General features: G+C 54.5%; 23 protein-coding genes, 1 rRNA gene and 1 pseudogene. 12 read left to right on the forward strand and 13 right to left on the reverse strand.

Annotation, left to right across the window (positions count from 1 at the left end):
• Window positions 1-6: 6 nt before the first annotated feature.
• A 5S ribosomal RNA gene (rrf, locus tag CSQ95_RS12225) occupies window positions 7-119 on the forward strand.
• Window positions 120-179: 60 nt separating this feature from the next.
• Here rrf and CSQ95_RS12230 read toward each other — a convergent pair.
• The 3 genes and pseudogenes from CSQ95_RS12230 to CSQ95_RS12240 all read right to left on the reverse strand — a co-directional run.
• Complete coding sequence (locus tag CSQ95_RS12230) at window positions 180-524, reverse strand: DUF1840 domain-containing protein (RefSeq protein WP_070224486.1); 345 nt, start codon at window positions 522-524, stop codon at window positions 180-182.
• Between the two features lie 180 nt (window positions 525-704).
• On the reverse strand, window positions 705-1,250 hold the full coding sequence (locus CSQ95_RS12235) for a hypothetical protein (RefSeq protein ID WP_099409725.1): 546 nt from the start codon (window positions 1,248-1,250) through the stop codon (window positions 705-707).
• 64 nt (window positions 1,251-1,314) lie between these two features.
• Window positions 1,315-2,748, reverse strand: a pseudogene (locus CSQ95_RS12240) (YifB family Mg chelatase-like AAA ATPase); the annotation flags it as partial.
• Between the two features lie 268 nt (window positions 2,749-3,016).
• On the opposite strand from CSQ95_RS12240, the gene CSQ95_RS30350 reads away from it, so the two are divergent.
• Window positions 3,017-3,175 (forward strand): DUF1508 domain-containing protein, encoded by a 159-nt coding sequence (locus CSQ95_RS30350; protein WP_099409727.1) that lies wholly within the window; start codon window positions 3,017-3,019, stop codon window positions 3,173-3,175.
• 582 nt (window positions 3,176-3,757) lie between these two features.
• On the opposite strand, the gene CSQ95_RS12250 is transcribed toward CSQ95_RS30350, so the two are convergent.
• From CSQ95_RS12250 to CSQ95_RS12260, 4 genes are all read right to left on the reverse strand, one after another.
• A complete protein-coding gene (locus CSQ95_RS12250; protein WP_099409728.1) occupies window positions 3,758-4,465 on the reverse strand; it encodes a hypothetical protein in 708 nt (235 codons plus the stop codon).
• A 32-nt stretch (window positions 4,466-4,497) separates the two neighbouring features.
• On the reverse strand, window positions 4,498-5,085 hold the full coding sequence (locus CSQ95_RS29105; RefSeq protein WP_143449957.1) for a hypothetical protein: 588 nt from the start codon (window positions 5,083-5,085) through the stop codon (window positions 4,498-4,500).
• A 91-nt stretch (window positions 5,086-5,176) separates the two neighbouring features.
• The gene (locus CSQ95_RS12255; RefSeq protein WP_099409729.1) at window positions 5,177-5,779 is read right to left on the reverse strand and encodes a recombinase family protein; all 603 of its coding nucleotides are present in this window, start codon (window positions 5,777-5,779) and stop codon (window positions 5,177-5,179) included.
• A 228-nt stretch (window positions 5,780-6,007) separates the two neighbouring features.
• Window positions 6,008-6,244, reverse strand: a complete 237-nt coding sequence (locus CSQ95_RS12260; protein WP_143449958.1) for a helix-turn-helix domain-containing protein — start codon at window positions 6,242-6,244, stop codon at window positions 6,008-6,010.
• A 98-nt stretch (window positions 6,245-6,342) separates the two neighbouring features.
• Here CSQ95_RS12260 and CSQ95_RS29110 point away from each other — a divergent pair, with 98 nt between their 5' ends.
• Together CSQ95_RS29110 and CSQ95_RS29115 are read left to right on the forward strand one after the other, a co-directional pair.
• Window positions 6,343-6,723 carry a hypothetical protein gene (locus tag CSQ95_RS29110; protein ID WP_143449959.1) on the forward strand — a complete coding sequence of 127 codons (381 nt, stop codon included), beginning with the start codon at window positions 6,343-6,345 and terminating at the stop codon, window positions 6,721-6,723.
• A gap of 58 nt (window positions 6,724-6,781) precedes the next feature.
• Entirely contained in the window at window positions 6,782-7,306 is a 525-nt protein-coding gene (locus CSQ95_RS29115; protein WP_143449960.1) for a hypothetical protein, read from the forward strand.
• 102 nt (window positions 7,307-7,408) lie between these two features.
• On the opposite strand, the gene CSQ95_RS29120 is transcribed toward CSQ95_RS29115, so the two are convergent.
• The 6 genes from CSQ95_RS29120 to CSQ95_RS12280 form a co-directional block, all read right to left on the reverse strand.
• Window positions 7,409-7,984, reverse strand: a complete 576-nt coding sequence (locus CSQ95_RS29120; protein WP_143449961.1) for a hypothetical protein — start codon at window positions 7,982-7,984, stop codon at window positions 7,409-7,411.
• Window positions 7,985-8,737: 753 nt separating this feature from the next.
• Entirely contained in the window at window positions 8,738-9,121 is a 384-nt protein-coding gene (locus CSQ95_RS12265) for a hypothetical protein (protein ID WP_099409730.1), read from the reverse strand.
• A gap of 4 nt (window positions 9,122-9,125) precedes the next feature.
• The gene (locus CSQ95_RS12270; protein WP_099409731.1) at window positions 9,126-9,344 is read right to left on the reverse strand and encodes a hypothetical protein; all 219 of its coding nucleotides are present in this window, start codon (window positions 9,342-9,344) and stop codon (window positions 9,126-9,128) included.
• Window positions 9,345-9,691: 347 nt separating this feature from the next.
• Window positions 9,692-11,389, reverse strand: coding sequence for a recombinase family protein (locus CSQ95_RS12275; protein WP_099409732.1), 1,698 nt, complete (start codon window positions 11,387-11,389; stop codon window positions 9,692-9,694).
• The gene (locus CSQ95_RS29835) at window positions 11,386-11,520 is read right to left on the reverse strand and encodes a hypothetical protein (RefSeq protein WP_257218039.1); all 135 of its coding nucleotides are present in this window, start codon (window positions 11,518-11,520) and stop codon (window positions 11,386-11,388) included. Before CSQ95_RS29835 ends, CSQ95_RS12275 begins: the two co-directional genes overlap by 4 nt.
• 151 nt (window positions 11,521-11,671) lie before the next feature.
• Entirely contained in the window at window positions 11,672-11,926 is a 255-nt protein-coding gene (locus tag CSQ95_RS12280; protein WP_070289926.1) for an accessory factor UbiK family protein, read from the reverse strand.
• A gap of 270 nt (window positions 11,927-12,196) precedes the next feature.
• On the opposite strand from CSQ95_RS12280, the gene CSQ95_RS12285 reads away from it, so the two are divergent.
• The 8 genes from CSQ95_RS12285 (at window position 12,197) to ptsP (ending at window position 19,988) form a co-directional block, all read left to right on the forward strand.
• Window positions 12,197-12,964, forward strand: coding sequence for a TorF family putative porin (locus CSQ95_RS12285; protein WP_099409733.1), 768 nt, complete (start codon window positions 12,197-12,199; stop codon window positions 12,962-12,964).
• 11 nt (window positions 12,965-12,975) lie between these two features.
• Window positions 12,976-13,314 carry a P-II family nitrogen regulator gene (locus tag CSQ95_RS12290; RefSeq protein WP_010393464.1) on the forward strand — a complete coding sequence of 113 codons (339 nt, stop codon included), beginning with the start codon at window positions 12,976-12,978 and terminating at the stop codon, window positions 13,312-13,314.
• Between the two features lie 11 nt (window positions 13,315-13,325).
• Entirely contained in the window at window positions 13,326-14,864 is a 1,539-nt protein-coding gene (locus tag CSQ95_RS12295; RefSeq protein WP_099409734.1) for an ammonium transporter, read from the forward strand.
• A 203-nt stretch (window positions 14,865-15,067) separates the two neighbouring features.
• A complete protein-coding gene (gene gshA, locus CSQ95_RS12300) occupies window positions 15,068-16,366 on the forward strand; it encodes a glutamate--cysteine ligase (protein WP_070222828.1) in 1,299 nt (432 codons plus the stop codon).
• Window positions 16,367-16,463: 97 nt separating this feature from the next.
• Window positions 16,464-17,420: a glutathione synthase gene (gene gshB / locus CSQ95_RS12305; protein WP_099409735.1), complete on the forward strand. Its 957-nt coding sequence runs from the start codon at window positions 16,464-16,466 to the stop codon at window positions 17,418-17,420.
• A gap of 14 nt (window positions 17,421-17,434) precedes the next feature.
• On the forward strand, window positions 17,435-17,839 hold the full coding sequence (locus tag CSQ95_RS12310; protein WP_035824452.1) for a PTS sugar transporter subunit IIA: 405 nt from the start codon (window positions 17,435-17,437) through the stop codon (window positions 17,837-17,839).
• Window positions 17,840-17,931: 92 nt separating this feature from the next.
• The gene (locus CSQ95_RS12315) at window positions 17,932-18,201 is read left to right on the forward strand and encodes an HPr family phosphocarrier protein (RefSeq protein WP_034749416.1); all 270 of its coding nucleotides are present in this window, start codon (window positions 17,932-17,934) and stop codon (window positions 18,199-18,201) included.
• Window positions 18,202-18,245: 44 nt separating this feature from the next.
• On the forward strand, window positions 18,246-19,988 hold the full coding sequence (ptsP, locus tag CSQ95_RS12320) for a phosphoenolpyruvate--protein phosphotransferase (protein ID WP_099409853.1): 1,743 nt from the start codon (window positions 18,246-18,248) through the stop codon (window positions 19,986-19,988).
• Window positions 19,989-20,013: the final 25 nt, after the last annotated feature.

Raw genomic sequence — 20,013 nt, forward strand, 5'->3', positions numbered from 1 at the left:
GTTATGCCTGATGACCATAGCAAGTTGGTCCCACCCCTTCCCATCCCGAACAGGACCGTGAAACAACTTTGCGCCGATGATAGTGCTGCAACCAGTGTGAAAGTAGGTTATCGTCAGGCTTGTTATATAAAAAAACCCCGCATCAGCGGGGTTTTTTTTCGTCTGCAGCATTCATCGAATCAGATGCCCCAGGTGATGCTTTCATTTTCCGCCTTGGCCGAGCGCAGCATCTCCATCAAGGGATAGGCGCGCTGCGAGAAATGCACTTTTTGCGCGCGCGCATGGGCACCCGTTTCACCATCTTCCAGCGTTTCCGGCGTATGCGCATCGTGTTCGACGTCATTTTCCGGATGCAGTTTGCTTTCCGCGACTTCTTTTTCCAGCAGGGCCAGGGCATCGCCCGCTTCGGCTGGCGTGATGACGCCGCGCGTGGGGTTCTTGTGCAGAATGTCGAGGATGCGCTGGGCATGTTCCTGGTACATCAGCACTTCAGGGGAGGATTTGGATTTGAATGAGATCAACATAAGCGCTTTCTGAAACTTGTTGTTAGTGTCGAAACAATATCACGACTTGAAATGTCGCACAGGCCGTCCGATTGCCCGGATTGCACATTTGCAAGCCGGATAGGGCCATCTGTTGGACAACGCACGCATTTACAAGAGCTTGCTTACGGTGAAAATACCCGTTTAAGCGATCGTTAAGTCTCAATCCAGTTTCACCGAGTCCATGAAAGTGTCGATGGTGTCACGCGACAGCTTGCTTTCTTCACCGAGGATGATGATCTGGAAAATCCGTTTATCCTGCGCCACGAAACGGCCGACCAGCAAGACAGGCTTGCCTTGCTGCGTGCCTTTGGCCTCGATGCTGAGCGAACTGTGCTGGTGTGTTCCTGCCGCCGTGCTCCTGGCCGTCGATGCCGATTTTTCGCTGCGCACGGTGCCGTTAATATTCTTTAACAGGGCAGTCTGCATGGCGGGCAGGGCCGCTTGCGCCTGTTCTGCACTGTCGAGCACGGCGCTGCCGATGGCGAAGGTATTGCCATCAACCTCGCTGGCCGTCATGGTCAGGCTGATTTTCTTACCATCAAGATCGATCTCGCGCGTCAGCACGGCCGGTTTGCCTGGGAACAAGGCCGTGAACTGGGCGTCGGGGCTGCGGTAGTCGCGCCAGTCGAACTTCGGACTGCAGGCGGACAAGACGCCGGCGGCCGCGAGCGTAGCCAGAAAGAGGGCAAGTGATGGTTTTTTCATCAGCAGATGGTAGCAGCGCCGCCAGTCGCGCGCAATCGTGCACGTTTGGCACTTACGGGCCGCCTTATATTTCACGCAGCACGCGCCGGTACTGGATCGCTTCGGCGACGTGCGGCTGTGTGATGCCGGGGCTAGCCTCCAGGTCCGCGATGCTGCGCGCCACGCGCAGTACGCGGTGGTAGGTACGCGCCGACCAGTGCAATCGCGCCATGGCGCCGTGCAGCAGCTGTTCGCCATGCGTTTCCAGGCGACAATGCTGTTCGATTTCCGTGCTGCTCAGGCGCTGATTCGCCTTTCCCTGGCGCGCCAGCTGCAGGGCAAAGGCTGCCGCTACCCTTGTGGCGATGGCTCGCGTGCTTTCTCCGGCGCCGGCGTGCCGGCCCAGCGCCGCCGGCGGCATCGCGGCCACTTCAATCTGCAGGTCGATACGGTCGAGCAGCGGGCCGGACAGGCGGCTGTGATAACGGAGCACGGCGTCCGGCGTGCAGCGGCAACGTCCCGAAGCGTGGCCCAGATAGCCGCACGGGCAGGGATTCATGGCGGCGATCAGCTGGAAGCGGGCAGGAAACTCGGCCTGGCGGGCCGCGCGTGAAATGTTGATCACGCCCGATTCCATGGGCTGGCGCAACACATCGAGCACCCGGCGCTGAAATTCGGCGATTTCATCGAGAAACAGCACGCCGCAGTGCGCGAGCGAGATTTCTCCGGGGCGCGGAACATTGCCGCCGCCCACCAGGGCCACACCGGACGCCGTCTGGTGCGGGGCGCGGTAGGGGCGGCGTTTCCAGTGTTCCACCTTGAAGTGGCCACCCAGCGAATGCACGGCAGCCGATTCCAGCGCCTCTTCGTCGCTCATGGGCGGCAGCACGCCGGGAAAACGGCTGGCCAGCATGGTCTTGCCCGCGCCCGGCGGCCCGACCATCAGGACGTTATGGCCGCCTGCGGCCGCCACTTCCAGCGCCCGCCGCGCCTGCTGCTGCCCTTGCACGTCGGCAAAGTCGGGATACGGAAAGACGTGCGCTGCCAGCATGGGCTGATGGCGTTGCAGGGCGGTCTGGCTGCCGTGCGCGGCAAAATGCGCGCAGACTTCCAGCAGGCTGTGGGCGGGATAGATGCAGGCATCGCTGACGAGCGCCGCCTCGTCCGCGTTCGCCTGCGGCAGGATGAAGGCGCGTGGCGCGCCCGCCGGGCTGCGCTGCATGGCAAAGGTCATGGCCAGCGCGCCGCGAATGGGACGCAACTGGCCTGAGAGCGACAGTTCGCCCGCGAATTCATAGTGATGTAATTGGTCGCCCGGCAACTGGCCGGAGGCGGCCAGGATACCCAAGGCAATAGGGAGGTCGAAGCGCCCCGATTCCTTGGGCAAGTCCGCCGGCGCCAGGTTGGCCGTGATGCGCCGCGCCGGCATCTCAAAGCCGCAGTTTTGCAGCGCGGCACGGACGCGGTCGCGCGATTCCTTCACTTCCGTATCCGGCAGGCCGACTATCGTAATAATTGGGCCGAATTACACAAATTTATTTTCAAAAAAGTTTGCTTGTCGATAAAATCATTAGTGTGAATGTAATGAGTCTCTCAATAGTGATTGGGGAAATCAATGAGTACGGAGGAGGACGAGTAATACATTCTCTGAAAAAATGATTCTTGTAGCCAACCAGCTAAGAAAGTACTACAATCAGTACAGGGCTACGATTTTTCTACTATATGTAGTTTTTAGCTCGATTTCTAATGTGGTTTATTGTTTGCCAACATTTAAGATGAGGTGACACATGAATGACAAATGGGAATTCTATCAAGATCCGTCAAAGGGCTGGCGTTGGAGGAGAACGGCAGCAAATGGCAAAATTGTCGGAGCTTCAACGCAAGGATATACAAATCGCGTAGATTGTATTGCTAATGCACGGATACATGGTTACACCGGTAGTTGAATAGTATCGTGGGCCGGGAAATTTATATTTCTCGGCTTTTTAATTTACAGTTTTCAGTACTCGATAGACGCTTGCAATACCTTTACTGGTGGTATCGGTAATTTCTTGTCTCCTCAGTTCCTTTTCTGCGAACGAAACAACCTTTGCAGTCTTGCTTGTGCGTTTGGAGCACGACCCGTCTATTTCCCCTCCGCTTTGGTTATTTCTATCCCAACCTTTCGATGTCTTCGCATGTTCTCACCTTCAAATTGAGTGATGCTTTCGAACAGGTTGAAGGCTAAGCCCGCTCCAGTGAGATTTTCGATACCCGTGCGTAGCCATAGATACAATATGGCCTGAATTATAAAAAAATTTACAGAAACGTTGAATATGGAAGTCGATAGAGTTGCCTTATGGCAATTCTGGGTATGCTGCGAGGTCGCATTCTTCACTTAATAGGCGAAAGGGCGGTAAGGTATTGCCTCAGAATGCCCTGAAATATGGCTAGGAGGCGTTTGAGCGCAGGTCGAGTGGTTTTTATCGCCTCCAAAATACAGTCTCTTCTACCGTCTTCTAGCTGTAAGCCACTTAATAGGCGTGCTATCAAAACCTGCCAAGCTTTTCGACGGGCACGCCGTTAGTGTCAAACTCCCATACTTTGCAGCAGCGCCGTAAGTCGCCAACCTTTAAAAGCATTTCTGGGTAGGAAGATGGTAGTTTTTCCCATTCACGATTTGGCAGGACAAAGGCATGCTGAGTGGTGCCTATTTCGAATGCGTTCTTGATCGAGAAGGCAAGTCGGTATTCAGACTGCCATTCGTAGTCCCTTGTCTTTGACATTGCAATACGATCAGGTAAGGCCCATGCCACTCCTACCTCTTGCTCAGGGCCGTAATACTGTACGGTATCGTGTAGCAGCTTCTTGTTTTTGACGGAAGGGCGGCGCTCAAGCGCTGAGCGAATGCGTCCTATGAGGTAGCTGGGATTATGAATTTCGATACAGGCTGTCGTCTTAAAGTCATTGGCGAGGTCTGTAGATAGCACTGTACTGAGACAGAACACAAATATATCGTCACTTTGTACCCTAGATTCAAACGATCCCTGCATAATAGTTGGCTTTGGATCATCGTTCAGCATCAGATCGAGTCCTTCTGGCTTCTGGTGCAGTCTAGTACCCTCGTACATATCACCCCGTACCTTCTTTTCCTCGTCTTCCAAGTCTCTAAAGTACGATAGTGACCTGAATAGCACTTCGCCCCGAAGGAAGTTTGCAACGTACTGTTCTGGAATGTATTTATATACAGACGACATGCAGTCTCCGATGAGTTGCTTGGTGCTACGAACTAGCCAAGTGATGCTACTCTTCGCAACACGGCAGAAGGTTTCTCGCCTCTCTTAGGAGCGGTCAACAGAGCCTTAATGAGTGTACTTCCGATGATAGCTGGATCGATACCATTTTGATATCCATCATGCATTAGCTCCAAAGAGGCATTCAGGTAATCGAAGTCTGAAGTGGAGACTTCAAGGTAGTGCATATAGACGTCATAGGCATCGACAGCAGTAGCGTCTCGTAGCGTTAATGCATCTAATACCTGCTCTTCGTACTCTTTAAACGATCCAGGAATATCTAGCGGTTTTGTACCTTTCTCAGCTTTACAGATCCAGTGTTCTATCGCTATGAAGCTGCTGAAATGTTCAGTGCAAGGCGGCTTGACGAGTGTCGGCGTACCGTCTTGCCATGCTATACGAGCGGTGTAAGAATTGCGGGAGAGCAATAGATCATTACCACCGTTATCGTTTTTTACTCGTCCTGCTACTACCCAATTCATGTGGGCTGCTTGCCGAGTCATCACATTGGATGGGTGGTTATATATTTTCCAAAGATGACGCACCAAAAATAGGAGAACGACACCCGCTGCGATCCAGATCATTTAGCGATCCTGTGTCTAGGTAGAAGCACGCATAGTACCGCTGGATCACTGCTGCTACCAGAGAATTAGTGTTGTCAAAAAATTTATCGGCTTACGCTGTTGTTGTAGTGCAGTATCGTTTGACTGTGGCCGTAGAGATTTCAAAATGCGCAGCGGTGACCCTGATGCTTGCTCCATTCTCAGCACGCCATGCCGCTACGGTAGTCGGGTCAGCAACTTTGGCACGGCCTACATAACGTCCATCGCCTGCTGCCTTCGCTACTTCAATGCCTCGCTTCTGCATTTCTTTGCGGTTCAGGTAATCAGCTTCGCCTTGGGCGGCAATGAAGGCCAGTACGGCATCTCGGGTAGCTTTGTCGATGGCATTGGTAGCAGTGCCGTCGAACGTCATTCCATTTAGAGTGCAGATGACTTTGACGCCCATGCGCATCAGTTCCTGCATGACAAGGTTGAGTTCGTCATAGCGGCGGCTGATGCGATCTAGCCATCGAACGTACAGCACCCCACCGTCTGATAGTTTATCCATAACACGTCGCCACTCTGGGCGATCTGATGGGGCAATGTGATAGCCGCCTGTAGCCTCGTCAACGTGAACATGCTTTTCATCGACTCCTTGCTTGCTCGCGTCGTCGTATTGGCTTGCACTAGTTTGGCCGTCGTTCGTGCTGGTGCGACCGTAGTAGATTGTTTTCATTGTGGTTCCTTTATGTGGCTCATTTGGGTGTGTGGCTCAATATTGATGCATGGCTCACATACAGTCAACCCTATTGAGCCATATAAATGGATTAGTTTGATTGGTTCGTTGGGGTATACCCTGTGAGCCACCCTTGACGGCGCTGTATGTAGCGTTCTCGTCTGGCATTAATGATAAGCGGCTATCTGTTTTGAATTGGCAGTGTTGCTGCCTGTTGATGTGGCTGTGCTACGGACGGAGCATTTCCCATACTTCCATCCCTACGGCCTCTGCTAAGCGTTCCATGCTATCAATGGATAGATTACGAACGCCCCTTTCGACTTGGCTAATGTACGTCCTGTGCAGGCCAGCTTTCTCTGCTACGGCCTCCTGAGATAGCCGCAAGCTCTCCCGCCTGTGTTTGAGTACTAGGCCGAACTGTATCTTTCCGGTGAGCTTGGCCGGGGCGTTTTTGTCTGTATGCACGAGTAGAATCGTGCGTGGATGACTACTTTGAGTCTACAGAGTTTGAGTCTATTTATGTTACTATGTTCGCAACCATAATCTGATATTTGGAGAAAATCATGCACAAATCTTTACTTACATACTTTGTTCTAGTGGCTACATCTATTGTTTCAGGTGCTGCTATAGCTGGTAGTTGTCTACCTATTGATTATCAGGAGTTAAAGGAGTTACCTAGAGAAGTTCTCCTAGCGGAACTGTGTTCAGCTAAGAAGAATTCTGAATTTAATAAAATTCATGGTGACTCTTTAAGTCTATCGGCTAAGATGAATCGTAATTTGGGCGATGCAAGAGAGGCGAGTAGTGAGAATAAAAAAGCCATTGAGGCGTATGAGGTTCGTACTGTTTGTGAAAAGCAAATTGAACGAATTCAGCGGCAGCTTGTTCAGGTAGGCGAGAAGGAAGAATCCATCGAAATTCTTTGCCCGGCAAAAGCAAAATAGAAGACCTAGATTGTTAGTAGGTTTTCACTCTTGATAAATTTAATCATAGGAAGAATAAATGACTATTTTAAACACTACGTGTCCCGTGTGCGGCGCTCCGCATGCCAAAAAGCTCTCCGTGATACATAGTGATGGTCTTTCTAATGTCAATACTTCGGTGAACTCAGTTGGAACATTGAACACAATCGGCCGACAAAAAATAACTACAAATGGTACTGTGTCAGGGATTCAGCAAACTGATGCATCTAGGCGTGCAGCACCGCCCTTTGTGCCACCCCTTGTATCTAGTAGTGTAAATAATGCAGCGTCCTTATTATTTGGTGGTAGCGTAGTTATAGTATTAATTGGTGTTATGGCAAATATTTCTGGTGCGAAAACCGGAACTGTATTCCTCATGGTAATTTCCATGTTTGTAGCACTTTTCTTTATCGCACGTTCGTCAACTGCTCCGCCAACTCAGAAAGACATTGAGCTATATGAGGCAGAAAACAAGGATAAGCTAGAGGCGTACCGAAAATGGGAGAATACATTTTCATGTGGCTCTTGCGGTAATAGATTCATACCTGAGGACTCCCATGGTTAGGAATTTATTCTTCGTAGCATAGGTAGTTCGTTGGAATGATAATACTTACAACTGGCATCTTTAAGGCGGGGAGCATATCTCCGAGGCTGGAGTTTTTCCTGCCTATGTGCTGCTGCGATCCCTGCTGGCGCTGTAAATGTTCCTCATTCCAGCTACTTTAGATCGATTCTTTACTAAGTAAGAAATCCATACTTTGCAGTCTGCAATCTTCTCCTTGCTCCCGAGCGTGGCGTACCTCAGTTGGCGTTGCTTTCTCTTAGTGCGATGGATTGACGAGCGAGGAGGTGCAATGTAGAACTTCACGCCGTTCCTTTCCATGATAGGCTCAATTTTGCTGTTTGAGCGGTGGTTCAGGAACCTTCGGCAAGGGTTTTGATCTTTGCATTCAATCAACATAAAAATGTGCATGTGTAGTCCTTTACCATCTATATCTTTATCTTCATCACGCTCTATGCAGCTATGCCACTGACAGGGCATACCGTTATCTCTTAGTTTCTCAACAACAGTCTTCCATGTTGCTCTATACACTGCTGGGTCGGTGGCACCTGTCAGTATGAGGTGATACAGTCGTGCCTCTTTGAACTTATTGTTATCAACCATCTCCTTCATAAGCTTGTATTTAGGTTGATTATGCATACCTCCATTTTTTAGGGTTATGACTGTTTCTTCTTTCTTCATTTATTGTTTATCTCCTTATTTGTTCTTGCTGTTCTAGTAGACTGGTTACACACTATAGTTACATGCTCCTGTCTCTACTATCTATTACAGATTTTCTTTATTGCGGTGAAATGTAGCGATTTCTCCTATGAAGGCATCTCAATTTTTATGTGCTTCATATGAATATGTAAAGTGCGTGCTATCATAGGGGGAATGGTTATTTTCTTTTCAATTTGAAACCCTCTAATTCGCTGAGTGTTTCATTGTCTAAAACTCATTAAGCTCAGTTGCCTTTGCACTATGCTGTTGCTTAATGCTGATCCATGGAATTAAGACTTCACAAGCCATTTTTATGTCCTGGCTAGGGCTTCCTATTGCCGGGATTTATTTTGTGCTTGTAGGGGCTTTAAATCGCCTGTAAATCAATTCTATTGTGCGTTCCTAGTTCTGCTTTGATCTGCGATTGCGACAAGTTGAGAAATTACTCGACTGCCGCTTAGCTTTGAGCGCATGCACAGTCTCCGTAGTGCCTCCCATGATTCTGAGTCCATATACACAAATCGCCTTTCTAGGTTGCTGCCATCTGCTGTGACGATGTGCTGTCCGACAGACAAAGGGTTAGTTCTTAATGCTCGTTCCATATCTCTTCCTTTAAAAATGCAAAATCGCAGACGAACAAATCCATACCTTTGATCGAGGCGGGATTCATCAGACTGCGATTAGCGGGTATTTTGTGCCGAATTGGCTGGCTACCGGACGGTGGCCGGGATGGTGTTACTGGATTGCTGCCAACTCTTTTTCTAAGCGCTTTACTTCTTTGGCGTGCTGTGCTGCCTGTTCGGCCAGTTGCTTGCGGACTGTGGTAGCTTTATCCTCGGCTACTATGCGTGCCGCCTCAGCCTTCACGCGGCGTTCGAACTCTACTTGTTCCAGTGCTAGGGCGTCATTGATCGTTTGCTGTGCGGCTTCTTCGGCAAACTTGAGTGGCTCACCCAGAATTAGATGGATGAATGCTTGGCCTGTAGCGGGGATAACATCCACTGCCGCGTCAGGATTGATGACGTATCCGTTTCTTACGTGCGTACACAGTTCCTGAAATACTCGATGGGAGTTGCCGGATAGTTTCAGGGCAAAAGGCTTGTTAGTTGTCATTGTCATATGTTTAGATTCCTTTTTTGATATTGTTGGAGATAAAGTTACTCACGCCCCCTCGATTGAAGGCCTTGCCTGATGGCATTGTGAAGCCTTGGGCATCTAGGTGCTTTGCGATGGTTGCCAAGCTTGAGAGGGGGCGTAGCACGTTAATTATGCTGATGATCGAGGCGTAATATTCGGGGGTGCATAGCTTGCCGCCGAATGCGGGGACTGCTTTTGTGGACATACTTGTTGTTCCTTATGTTGAGATGCTCATTTCTGTGAGCGTAAACGACAAAGGGCAACCGATTAAGATTGCCCTACTGAATTATTTATGATCTTAGCACGACTCACCTGAAAAGTCAAGCACATTTCATGTGAATTTGCAAGTATTTTTTGAATTATTTTACAGTGTCATATCAAAAGGTGGGCAACTTTTCCTGGCAATCGTGCCTTTTCCTGCACTCACAATGCGATATTTGCCAATAAATTTCTAAGAAGAAGAAAGTGCGTTCGCTTAACAAATAGGCCGCTTTCCGCACTGGCATTTTCAGGTAGATGATAGGTGTGTTATCTGTACTCTGGTACAGTAGGCTAGTCAGGGACTACGCTATCGCCCCAGTCACCTTCGCTCACAAAGTCGTCTTCTCTGTATTCTGGATCGGGATCAAATGGTGGGGTAAACACATCCTCTTGTGTCCACACTGTAGCCTGTGTGGCTGGAGTGGCTGGGTAGAACATCACACCTTGCTCCATGCTATCGAAGATGTCCAGTATCTTCACCTTGTCTTGCTCCACACTGTAGCGACCAGCTCCACCATCAATCTTGACAATGATGTTCAATCGTTTCAAAAGCTCGTTAGACTTTTGACGTAAGTCTCTATTAGTCAGGTCGAATGCAGCGAAGAAAGCCGCCTTGTCATCGATGGTATCGGCAGCCAGTGATAGTTTGAGGTCGGCAATTTCTTCTTTAAGCTGGTCAATGCTGAATTGTAGTTTGTGTAATGCTTTCGCTAACGGCAGGCTGTACGCCACTTCTAATCCTTCCGCCATCAGAGTCTGTTTGTTCTCCTCAACGATCAGCCTCCCGTGCGCAGCCTCAAGACGGCCTGCCAGTGCTGCGGTCTTGTCCTCCGATAGTGACTTGTCGCCTACCTTCGCCAGAATTTCACGGTAGACCATTTCCGTTGCTTCAATCCTGATAGCTTTTGCCTTGCAGCCAGTACGCTTGCCTGAGCACGTCAGATAGGTGTACACAGGAGGTGGCTTTTTCTCTCCCACACTGTAGATACGTCCCACATCTGGTAACTTCCCCTTCGTGATGCTGTACATTGATTCGCCACATGCCGCACACTTTCCTATGCCAGCCCACACATTGAAGTCCCTGGTAGTCTTCGTCGTTCGCTGAATGAGGCGGCTTTTGTTGGCTGATGCTGCCCGATTGAAGGTGGTTTCGTCTATCACTGGTGGAAAGTAACCAATGACGGGAGGATGGCCAGTTGTTTTGCGCATAGTCTTAGGATGGTACTCACCAAGCACGGCACGGCTTTTAAGGATACGACTAATTTGAGTCGTTCCCCACAGTCCGCCTTTGAAAGCTGGTACGCCTTCAGTGTTCAGGATGGCAGCTATGGCCGTCCGTCCCCGTCCGTCTATCGATAATTGGAAGATACGTTTCACGATAGCAACACGTTCTGGGATGGGTCTGTAGCAGGCACTGATGCCGTTGGCCTTGTCCTCTTTAACGTACTCCAGCCACCTAGGAGCGTTGTTGCCCATTGGCTTAAGTTCGTCTGCAGCGGCTTGCTTCTTCCTTCTCCAAGCACTGCCAAGCAGTGTTGACTTACGCGAGGACTCCTCGTGCGCTCTCCCCATCGATACAAGGATAGGCATAAGTTCAAGCCAGTTGTTGATCTGGCTGGCTCGGCTGTACTCCCTTTCGTCTTTCAGTGTCACGACTGTTACTCCACCCTTTATGATGGACTGGAATACGTCCAGAGCCTCCATCACCGGGAGGCGTGAGAGCCTATCAATGTCTTCAATGAGTAGAAAGGAGCCTTTCGGCACTGTGCCGCACTCAATCGCCTTGACGAAGCTACCCAGCGCACCATCTGTGATGTTCTTGCCTGTGTAACCTGATACTCCTAGGTCTCGCATGTTCAGCGTTGTATCAAGTGTCAAGCCCTTGCGAGAGGCGTACTCAATAGCTCTTGAGTCTTGTCGTTCAAGACTTCCACCGTGCTGCTGGCTGGAATGGCTGAACCTTATATATGAGTAGGCGATATTTGTCATGCACCGATTTTAGTGTATATCGGGCCAACAATGGTAAATGAAGGCAAACCGTTGGCAAGGTGGACTTCGACACTTACCTCGGGCGCTTCCATGCCGGCCAGGGCGCGGCTTTTCAGGACGGCCAGACTCATCAAACTCCCCTGTAGCGCGGGCGCGGGCAGTCTCAGTCTAGCGCGTGAAACGCCGTCAGGCTTGAGCTATGCCAGCAAGGCCGTCAGTAACGTGGTCTGGCTGGCGTCACCTTACAATCTTACAACCTTACAACCTTACAACCTTACAACCTTACACCTTGGCCTTGGGTTCGTTCAGACGGGTTTCCAGTTCGATCAGGCGCAATTCCAGTGCGTCGAGCTTGGCGCGGGTCTTGGCCAGCACTTGCGCCTGGATATCGAATTCTTCGCGCGTGACGAGATCGAGGCGTGCGAAGCCTTGGGTCATCATCGATTTCACGTTTTTCTCGATATCCTTGGCCGGCGAGTTCTCGATGGCCTGGTGGATCTTGCCTTGCAAGTCGTTAAAGAAGGTATTCATGTCCATGATCAGTCCTTTTATGGTGCGGCATGTGCATCGCACCATTGCGGTGCACAGCGGTGTTAATCTGGTGCGAAAATAGGCAAATCCACAACGCTTCAGCAGCGTATTTCCGCATGCCCAGCGGCTTGCAGGGTATGTATGGCCGGAAACGCACCTGTCAAGGTGGCAAGAGAGCTGGCACGTATTCTGCTAAAGAAGGTATGAACGCTTTGTGATCTCCAGCCAAGATTTTAAACCTCAACCGCTTTAAAAGTTCAATAAAAGGGAATCGCCATGAAGAATCTGTCCAAGAACATGACTTTAGCTGCAGCGTTGACGCTGGCCATGACCGCCATGTGCGGCAGCGCCATGGCCCAGGATGCAGTGGCGGCGCCTGCTGCGGCCGAAGCCGTACCTGATAACGTGGTGAGCTACAACGTGGCGCTGACCAGCGACTACCGCTACCGTGGCGTGTCGCAAAGCCGTCTCGACCCTGCCATCAGCGGCGGCGCCGACTATACCCACAACCCGACGGGTTTGTACGTGGGGAGCTGGCTGTCGAGCATCAAATGGATCAAGGACGGCGGCGGCGATACCAACCTGGAATGGGATATCTACGGCGGCAAACGAGGCGAGATCAGCAAGGATTTCACCTACGATGTGGGCGGCCTGTACTACTTCTATCCGTCGAATGGGCTGAGCACCAACGCGAACACCTTCGAGCTGTACGGTCAGCTCGGCTATGGTCCGCTGTACATCAAGTACTCGCACTCGACGACCAATCTGTTCGGCGTGCCTGACAGCAAGAACAGCGGCTACCTCGATGTGGGCGGCAACTTCGATCTGATCGACGGCTACATCATGAACGTGCATATCGGCCGCCAGAAAGTCGCGCACAACGATGCCCTCAGCTATAACGATGTCAAGTTCGGCGTGACCAAGGATTTCGGCGTGGTGACCGTGGCTCTGGCCGCCGTCAAGGCCAACATCACGTCGCTGGCACCGAATGGCAAGAATCTGGCGAAATCCGGTCTCGTGCTGACCGTATCCAAAACCTTTTAAGCGAGACTGCCATGAAAATGATTACTGCAATCATTAAACCGTTCAAACTGGACGAAGTACGCGAAGCCTTGTCGGCTATCAATGTGCAAGGCATTACCGTCACCGAAGTCAAAGGTTTCGGCCGCCAGAAAGGCCACACGGAACTCTACCGTGGCGCCGAGTATGTCGTTGATTTTTTGCCAAAAACCAAGATTGAAGCGGCCGTCGATGACGCCATTGTCGACCAGGCCATCGAAGCGATCGAAGGCGCTGCGCGTACCGGTAAAATCGGCGACGGCAAGATTTTCGTCTACAACCTGGAACAAGTCATCCGCATCCGTACCGGTGAAACCGGTAACGAAGCGCTCTAAGGGGAATATTGATGCGTAAAAATATAACAAAATTGCTCGCTGGGTTTGCCTGTGTGTGCGCGTTTGGCGTCGCCGCGCCAAGCTTTGCCGATGCCCCTGTCAAGACCGAGGCAGCCACGACCACGGCCGTTGCCGCCCCCGCCGTCACGCCGGTGCCTGACGCAGCAGCACCGGCGGCTGCAGCGCCGGCCGCTGCCGCTGCAGCGCCAGCCGCCGCGCCCGTCGCCAACAAGGGCGATACCAGCTTCATGATGATTTCCACCTTGCTGGTGATCTTGATGACCATCCCCGGCCTGGCCCTGTTCTACGGCGGCCTGGTGCGCTCGAAGAACATGCTGTCGGTGCTGATGCAAGTGTTCATGGTGTTCGCGCTGGTCATCGTGTTGTGGTGTATCTACGGCTACTCGATCGCCTTTACGGAAAAAACCGCCTTCTTCGGTGGCTTCGACCGCCTGTTCCTGAACGGTATCTGGGATCCGGCAAAGGGCACGTTTGCCGCCGCCGCCACCTTCAGCAAGGGCGTCGTCATTCCAGAGTTCGTCTTCGTCGCCTTCCAGGGCACGTTTGCCGCCATCACCTGTGCGCTGATCGTCGGCGCGTTTGCCGAGCGCGCCAAGTTTGCCGCCGTGCTGGCCTTCGTCGTGCTGTGGTTCACGTTCGCCTACCTGCCGGCCGCCCACATGGTGTGGTTCTGGACCGGTCCTGACCTGATCACCAATGCCGCCACCTCGGCCAGCGAAGCCCTGAAAGCGGGCTGGATCTGGCAAAAAGGCGCGCTGGACTTCGCCGGCGGCACCGTGGTGCACATCAATGCCGCCGTCGCCGGCCTGGTGGGTGCGATCATGATCGGCAAGCGCGTTGGCTACGGCCGCGAATCGATGGCGCCGCACTCGCTGACGATGACCATGATCGGCGCTTCGCTGCTGTGGGTGGGCTGGTTCGGTTTCAATGCCGGTTCCTCGCTGGAAGCGGGCGACGTGGCGGCCCTGGCCTTCGTCAACACCTTGCTGGCCACTGCCGCCGCCACCCTGTCGTGGGTATTTGGCGAGTGGATCAGCAAAGGCAAGCCATCCATGCTCGGTGGCGCCTCGGGCGCCGTGGCCGGCCTGGTGGCGATCACCCCGGCGGCCGGCTTTGTCGGCCCGATGGGCGGCCTGGTCATCGGCCTGCTGGCCGGTATCGTCTGCCTGTGGGGCGTGAATGGCCTGAAACGCCTGATCGGCGCCGACGATTCGCTCGACGTGTTCGGCGTGCATGGCGTGGGCGGTATCCTCGGCGCCTTGCTGACGGGTGTGTTTGCTGCACCACAATTGGGCGGCCAGGGCATCTTCGACTATGTGACGAACAAGATGTCGGCCGATCCGTATTCGATCGGTCATCAGGTGTGGGTGCAGGCGCAAGCGGTCGGCACCACCATCGTCTGGTCGGCCGTCGTCTCCGTCGTCGCCTATAAACTGGTCGACATCGTCATCGGCTTGCGCGTACCGGAAGAAGAAGAGCGCGAAGGCCTCGACATCACCAGCCATGGCGAGCAAGCGTATCATGGTTAAATAACAAGGATCTGACATGCCAGCGCCCCGGCGCGGCATGTCCGGCCAGAAAGGCGCCTCATTGAGGTGCCTTTTTTTCGTTGTGGGAATGGAAAAGGTCTTTAAAACAAGGGTTTTGCCCCGATTTGGGGTACTTACACGGTAATATAGTCGGCAGTTCTGTGTGCTTTTTTGAATACTGCACATAATTTAAGGATGTAACTATGGTTCCCCATCTCGTCACGGCCCTGACCGGACCGCTGCTCGACCTCGAAAAAAAGATTCTGGCCGCGACGCCGGCCATTGAGCGCTGGTTTCGCATGGAGTGGCAAGAACACACGCCGCCCTTCTATTGCTCTGTAGACTTGCGTAACGCGGGCTACAAGCTGGCGCCCGTCGATACCAATCTGTTCCCTGGCGGTTTTCACAACCTGGCCACGGAAATGCTGCCCCTGTCCGTGCAGGCGGCCATGGCTGCCATCGACAAGTATTGCCCGGACGCCCGCAACCTGCTGATCGTGCCGGAATTACACAACACCACGCCGCAATACCTGCAGAACGTGGCGCGCCTGATGCAGATCTTCCGCCAGACGGGGCTGCACGTGCGCTTCGGTTCGTGGTCGCCCGAGATCACCCAGCCGACACCGCTGGCCCTGCCGGACGGCAACATGCTCGTCATCGAGCCCCTCGTGCGCCTGAACAACGGCCGCCGCCTGGGCTTGAAGGATTTCGACCCGTGCACGATTCTGCTGAATAACGACTTGTCGGATGGCATCCCTGATATCTTGCAAAATATTCATGAACAAAGCCTGCTGCCGCCCTTGCACGCGGGCTGGGCCTTGCGCCGCAAGAGCAACCACTACACGGCCTACGATGAAGTGGTGAAAAAATTCGGCAAGATGATCGATGTCGACCCGTGGATGCTCAATCCCTTCCACGCCAAGTGCAGCGACGTCAATTTCCAGGAAGGCGAGGGCGAAGATGCGCTGGCCGCCAGCGTCGACGTGCTGCTGGCCAAGATCCGCAAGAAATACAAGGAATACGGCATCAAGGAAAAGCCGTTTGTCATCGTCAAGCCCGATGCGGGCACGTATGGCACGGGCATCATGACGGTGCGCGACGCCAGCGAAGTGCGCGACCTGTCGCGCAAGCAGCGCGACAAGATGTCCATCGTCAAGGACGGCAAGGTCGTCACCGACGTCATCATCCAGGAAGGCGTGCCCACGTTTGAAAGCATCAAGGATGCCGTGGCGGAACCGGTCGTCTACATGATCGACCGCTATGTGGTGGGCGGTTTCTACCGCGTGCACGCGGAAAAGGGCGTCGACCAGAACCTGAACGCGCCCGGCTCGCAGTACGTGCCGCTGGCGTTTGCCCAGCAGCATGCCGTGCCGGACTTGAAGGCCAAGCCGGGCACGGCCGCGCCGAACCGCTTCTATGTGTATGGCGTGGTGGCGCGCCTGGCCTTGCTGGCCGCGTCGCTGGAAATGGAGCGCACGGACCCGAATCCCGAGGTGTATTGATCCCTCCCCGCAGCTTGCCGGGCGCGGTGACTACCGCACCTGGCGATCTCGGCTAGAATCAAGCATTCCTTATCCAGGCTCCCCGATTGGACGCACCATGAAAATTGCATTCCTTGCCGACCCGCTGGCAGGCTTCAAGACTTACAAAGATTCCACCTTCGCCATGATGCGCGAGGCGGCCAAACGCGGTCATGCCGTGTACGCGTTCGAACAGAAGGACATGGCGCTGGAAGAGGGCATCGTCACGGCACGGGTAAACCACCTCGAGCTGACGGGCGACGAACACGATTGGTACAAGGTCGTCTCGACCGAGGAAGTGCGCCTGTCGGCCCTGGACGCCATCATCGAGCGCAAGGACCCGCCATTCGACATGGAATACGTGTACGGCACGTATTTGCTGGAACTGGCGGAAAAGCAGGGCGCGCACGTCTTCAACAAGCCGTCCGCCATCCGCGACAACAATGAAAAGCTGGCCATTGCCCAGTTTTCCGAATTCACGTCGCCGACCCTGGTGACGTCGGATGAAGCGCGCCTGCGCGCCTTCCACGCCAAACACCAGGACGTCATCTTCAAGCCGCTCGACGGCATGGGCGGCACGGGCATCTTCCGCGTCAAGGCCGATGGCCTGAACCTGGGCGCCATCATCGAGACCTTGAGCGAGAACGGCGCGCAGACCATCATGGCGCAGCGTTTTATCGCCGACATTGTCAAGGGCGACAAGCGCATCCTCGTCATCGGCGGCAAGCCGGTGCCGTTTTCGCTGGCGCGCATCCCGCAGGCGGGCGAAGTGCGGGGCAACCTGGCCGCCGGCGGCACGGGCGTGGCGCAGCCATTGACGGCGCGCGACCTGGAAATCGCAGAAAAGCTGGGCCCGATCCTGGCCGCGCGTGGCCTGATGCTGGTAGGATTGGACGTGATCGGCGACTATCTGACGGAAGTCAATGTCACCAGCCCGACCTGCTTCCAGGAAATCATGCAGCAAACGGGTTTTGATGTGGCTGCCATGTTTGTCGACGCCGTCGAGCATGGCGTTGCGCAAGCGCAGCAGCGCTAGAAGGTGAAATGACTATGGTAGGGATCTTGCTCATGACACATGCACCGCTGGGACAGGCTTTCATCGCCGCCTGCGCGCATGTGTTTCGCGGTCCAACGGAGCGGTTTGAAGCCATCGACGTCGTCGCCGACCAGGATCTGGCGGAAGTGCAAAAGCTGGCGTCGGACGCCATCTGCCGTCTCGACGACGGTTCCGGCGTGCTGGTGATTACCGACGTGAAGGGCGGCACGCCGTCGAACTGCTGCAATAAGCTGGCCGATGCGGGCAGGGTGGAAGTCATCGCCGGCATCAGCCTGCCGATGCTGCTGCGCGCCATCACGTATCGCCGCGACACGCTCGACGTGGTGGTGGAGATGGCGCTGGCCGGCGCGCAAAGCGGCGCCGTGCGCGTCGATAACCGCATTCGCGTGGGCGAGTAAGGAAGTACATGGCCGCCGCCCTGAAGGCGGCGGGTTTTATAGGCCAAGATTGTCATCAGCGTAGTGCATTCAGGGATAGAGACCATACAAAAATGATTCAAAGAGAACTCGAAATCATCAACAAGCTGGGACTGCACGCACGCGCCTCCGCCAAATTTACCCAGCTCGCCGCCAAGTTCAAGAGCGACGTCTGGCTGACCCGCAACGCGCGCCGCATCAACGCCAAGTCCATCATGGGCGTGATGATGCTGGCCGCCGGCAAGGGCGCGAAAGTGACCCTGGAAGCCGAGGGCGATGATGAGCAGGCATGTGTCGATGCGCTCACCGCCCTGATTAATGACAGGTTTGGCGAAGGCGAGTAATGCCCGCCGAACGCAGCCGCAGCCGCATTCCGACAGGTCAACCCATGGCATCTTTCACGCTCCACGGCATCCCGGTTTCCCGCGGCATCGCCATCGGCCGCGCACATCTGCTGGCGCCGGCCGCCCTTGACGTCAAACATTACCTGGTCGCCCAGGAACAGATCGAAGCCGAAGTCCAGCGCCTGCAAAGCGCCATCGCCACCGTCCACAAGGAACTGCAGACCCTGTGGAACGAGCTACCCAAGGATGCGCCCACGGAGCTGGGCGCGTTCATCGACGTGCATGCGCTGATCCTCTCCGACCCGATGATTTCCGAAGCGCCGCTCGACATCATCCGCAAGCGCCATTACAACGCCGAATGGGCGCTGTTGACGCAGATCGATGAGTTGTCGGCGCAGTTTGATGAAATCGAAGACCCGTACCTGCGCGAACGCAAGGCCGACATCCAGCAGGTGGCCGAACGCGTATTGAAGGTCTTGCTGGGCACGGAGCAGCTGCTGCCCAAGGCCGCGGCCGAAGACGAATTGATGGCGCAGATGATCGTCGTCGCGCACGACATCTCGCCGGCCGACATGCTGCAGTTCCGCGACCGCTCCTTCATCGGCTTCATCACCGACGTGGGCGGGCAGAACTCGCACACGGCCATCGTCGCGCGCAGCCTCGACATCCCGGCCGCCGTCGGCATGTCGCAGGCGTCGATGCTGATCGACCAGGATGACTGGCTGATCATCGACGGCGACGCCGGCGTCGTCATCGCCAACCCCAGCGCGCTGGTGCTGGAACAGTACCGCGAGCGCCAGGTGGCCATGCAGCGCGCGCGCAAGAAGCTGGGCAAGCTGAAAAAGACGCCGGCCGTGACCAAATGCGGCACGCCCGTCACCCTGCTGGCGAATATCGAGTTGCCCGAGGATTGCGCGTTTGCGCTGGAGTCGGGCGCCAGCGGCGTGGGCCTGTTCCGCTCCGAATTCCTGTTCATGGGCCGCGCCCACAAGATTCCCACCGAGGACGAGCAGTTCGAGGCTTACCGCAACACGGTGCAGTCGATGAAGGGAAAAGTCGTCACCATCCGCACGCTCGACATCGGCGCCGACAAGCCGCTCGACCAGTCCGACCATACGGCATTGAATCCCGCCCTGGGCCTGCGCGCCATCCGTTACTGCCTGGCCGAGCCGCAGCTGTTCCTGACGCAGCTGCGGGCGATTTTGCGCGCCTCGGCCTTCGGCAAGGTGCGCATCCTGATCCCGATGCTCGCGCATGCGTTCGAGATCGACCAGTCGCTGTCCATGATCGCGCAAGCAAAGGCCAGCCTGCGCGAGGAGGGCGTCAAGTTCGACGACGAGGTCGAAGTGGGCGCCATGATCGAGATTCCGGCTGCGGCGCTGGCCCTGCCCATGTTCGTCAAGCGCATGGATTTCCTGTCGATCGGCACGAACGATCTGATCCAGTACACCCTGGCCATCGACCGGGTCGACTACGAAGTGGCGCATTTGTACAATCCGCTGCATCCGGCCGTGCTGCAGCTGATCTCCATGACGATCGCGGCCGGCCACAAGGCGGGCATCGACGTGGCCGTGTGCGGCGAAATGGCGGGCGACGTGAAGCTCACGCGCTTGCTGCTGGGCATGGGGCTGCGCGAGTTTTCCATGCATCCGGCCCAGCTGTTGGCGGTCAAGCAAGAGATCCTCAACAGCGACCTGGGTCTGATTGCACCACAAATGCGCAAAATTATGCGTTCGATGGAACCAAATGTGATCGCGGAAGCTGTCCATCAACTTCAGCTCATGTAAACTGTCACCTTAAGCATCAGGACAC

The organism is Janthinobacterium sp. BJB304 (assembly GCF_002735765.1).
GTDB lineage: Bacteria > Pseudomonadota > Gammaproteobacteria > Burkholderiales > Burkholderiaceae_D > Janthinobacterium.

Coding starts and splice junctions, on each gene's coding strand:
- CSQ95_RS12230 (WP_070224486.1), bottom strand. CDS start 524: ATGTTGATCTCATTCAAATCCAAATCCTCCCCTGAAGTGCTGATGTAC.
- CSQ95_RS12235 (WP_099409725.1), bottom strand. CDS start 1,250: ATGAAAAAACCATCACTTGCCCTCTTTCTGGCTACGCTCGCGGCCGCC.
- CSQ95_RS30350 (WP_099409727.1), top strand. CDS start 3,017: ATGAATGACAAATGGGAATTCTATCAAGATCCGTCAAAGGGCTGGCGT.
- CSQ95_RS12250 (WP_099409728.1), bottom strand. CDS start 4,465: ATGTCGTCTGTATATAAATACATTCCAGAACAGTACGTTGCAAACTTC.
- CSQ95_RS29105 (WP_143449957.1), bottom strand. CDS start 5,085: ATGATCTGGATCGCAGCGGGTGTCGTTCTCCTATTTTTGGTGCGTCAT.
- CSQ95_RS12255 (WP_099409729.1), bottom strand. CDS start 5,779: ATGAAAACAATCTACTACGGTCGCACCAGCACGAACGACGGCCAAACT.
- CSQ95_RS29110 (WP_143449959.1), top strand. CDS start 6,343: ATGCACAAATCTTTACTTACATACTTTGTTCTAGTGGCTACATCTATT.
- CSQ95_RS29115 (WP_143449960.1), top strand. CDS start 6,782: ATGACTATTTTAAACACTACGTGTCCCGTGTGCGGCGCTCCGCATGCC.
- CSQ95_RS29120 (WP_143449961.1), bottom strand. CDS start 7,984: ATGAAGAAAGAAGAAACAGTCATAACCCTAAAAAATGGAGGTATGCAT.
- CSQ95_RS12265 (WP_099409730.1), bottom strand. CDS start 9,121: ATGACAATGACAACTAACAAGCCTTTTGCCCTGAAACTATCCGGCAAC.
- CSQ95_RS12270 (WP_099409731.1), bottom strand. CDS start 9,344: ATGTCCACAAAAGCAGTCCCCGCATTCGGCGGCAAGCTATGCACCCCC.
- CSQ95_RS12275 (WP_099409732.1), bottom strand. CDS start 11,389: ATGACAAATATCGCCTACTCATATATAAGGTTCAGCCATTCCAGCCAG.
- CSQ95_RS29835 (WP_257218039.1), bottom strand. CDS start 11,520: ATGAGTCTGGCCGTCCTGAAAAGCCGCGCCCTGGCCGGCATGGAAGCG.
- CSQ95_RS12280 (WP_070289926.1), bottom strand. CDS start 11,926: ATGGACATGAATACCTTCTTTAACGACTTGCAAGGCAAGATCCACCAG.
- CSQ95_RS12285 (WP_099409733.1), top strand. CDS start 12,197: ATGAAGAATCTGTCCAAGAACATGACTTTAGCTGCAGCGTTGACGCTG.
- CSQ95_RS12290 (WP_010393464.1), top strand. CDS start 12,976: ATGAAAATGATTACTGCAATCATTAAACCGTTCAAACTGGACGAAGTA.
- CSQ95_RS12295 (WP_099409734.1), top strand. CDS start 13,326: ATGCGTAAAAATATAACAAAATTGCTCGCTGGGTTTGCCTGTGTGTGC.
- gshA (WP_070222828.1), top strand. CDS start 15,068: ATGGTTCCCCATCTCGTCACGGCCCTGACCGGACCGCTGCTCGACCTC.
- gshB (WP_099409735.1), top strand. CDS start 16,464: ATGAAAATTGCATTCCTTGCCGACCCGCTGGCAGGCTTCAAGACTTAC.
- CSQ95_RS12310 (WP_035824452.1), top strand. CDS start 17,435: ATGGTAGGGATCTTGCTCATGACACATGCACCGCTGGGACAGGCTTTC.
- CSQ95_RS12315 (WP_034749416.1), top strand. CDS start 17,932: ATGATTCAAAGAGAACTCGAAATCATCAACAAGCTGGGACTGCACGCA.
- ptsP (WP_099409853.1), top strand. CDS start 18,246: ATGGCATCTTTCACGCTCCACGGCATCCCGGTTTCCCGCGGCATCGCC.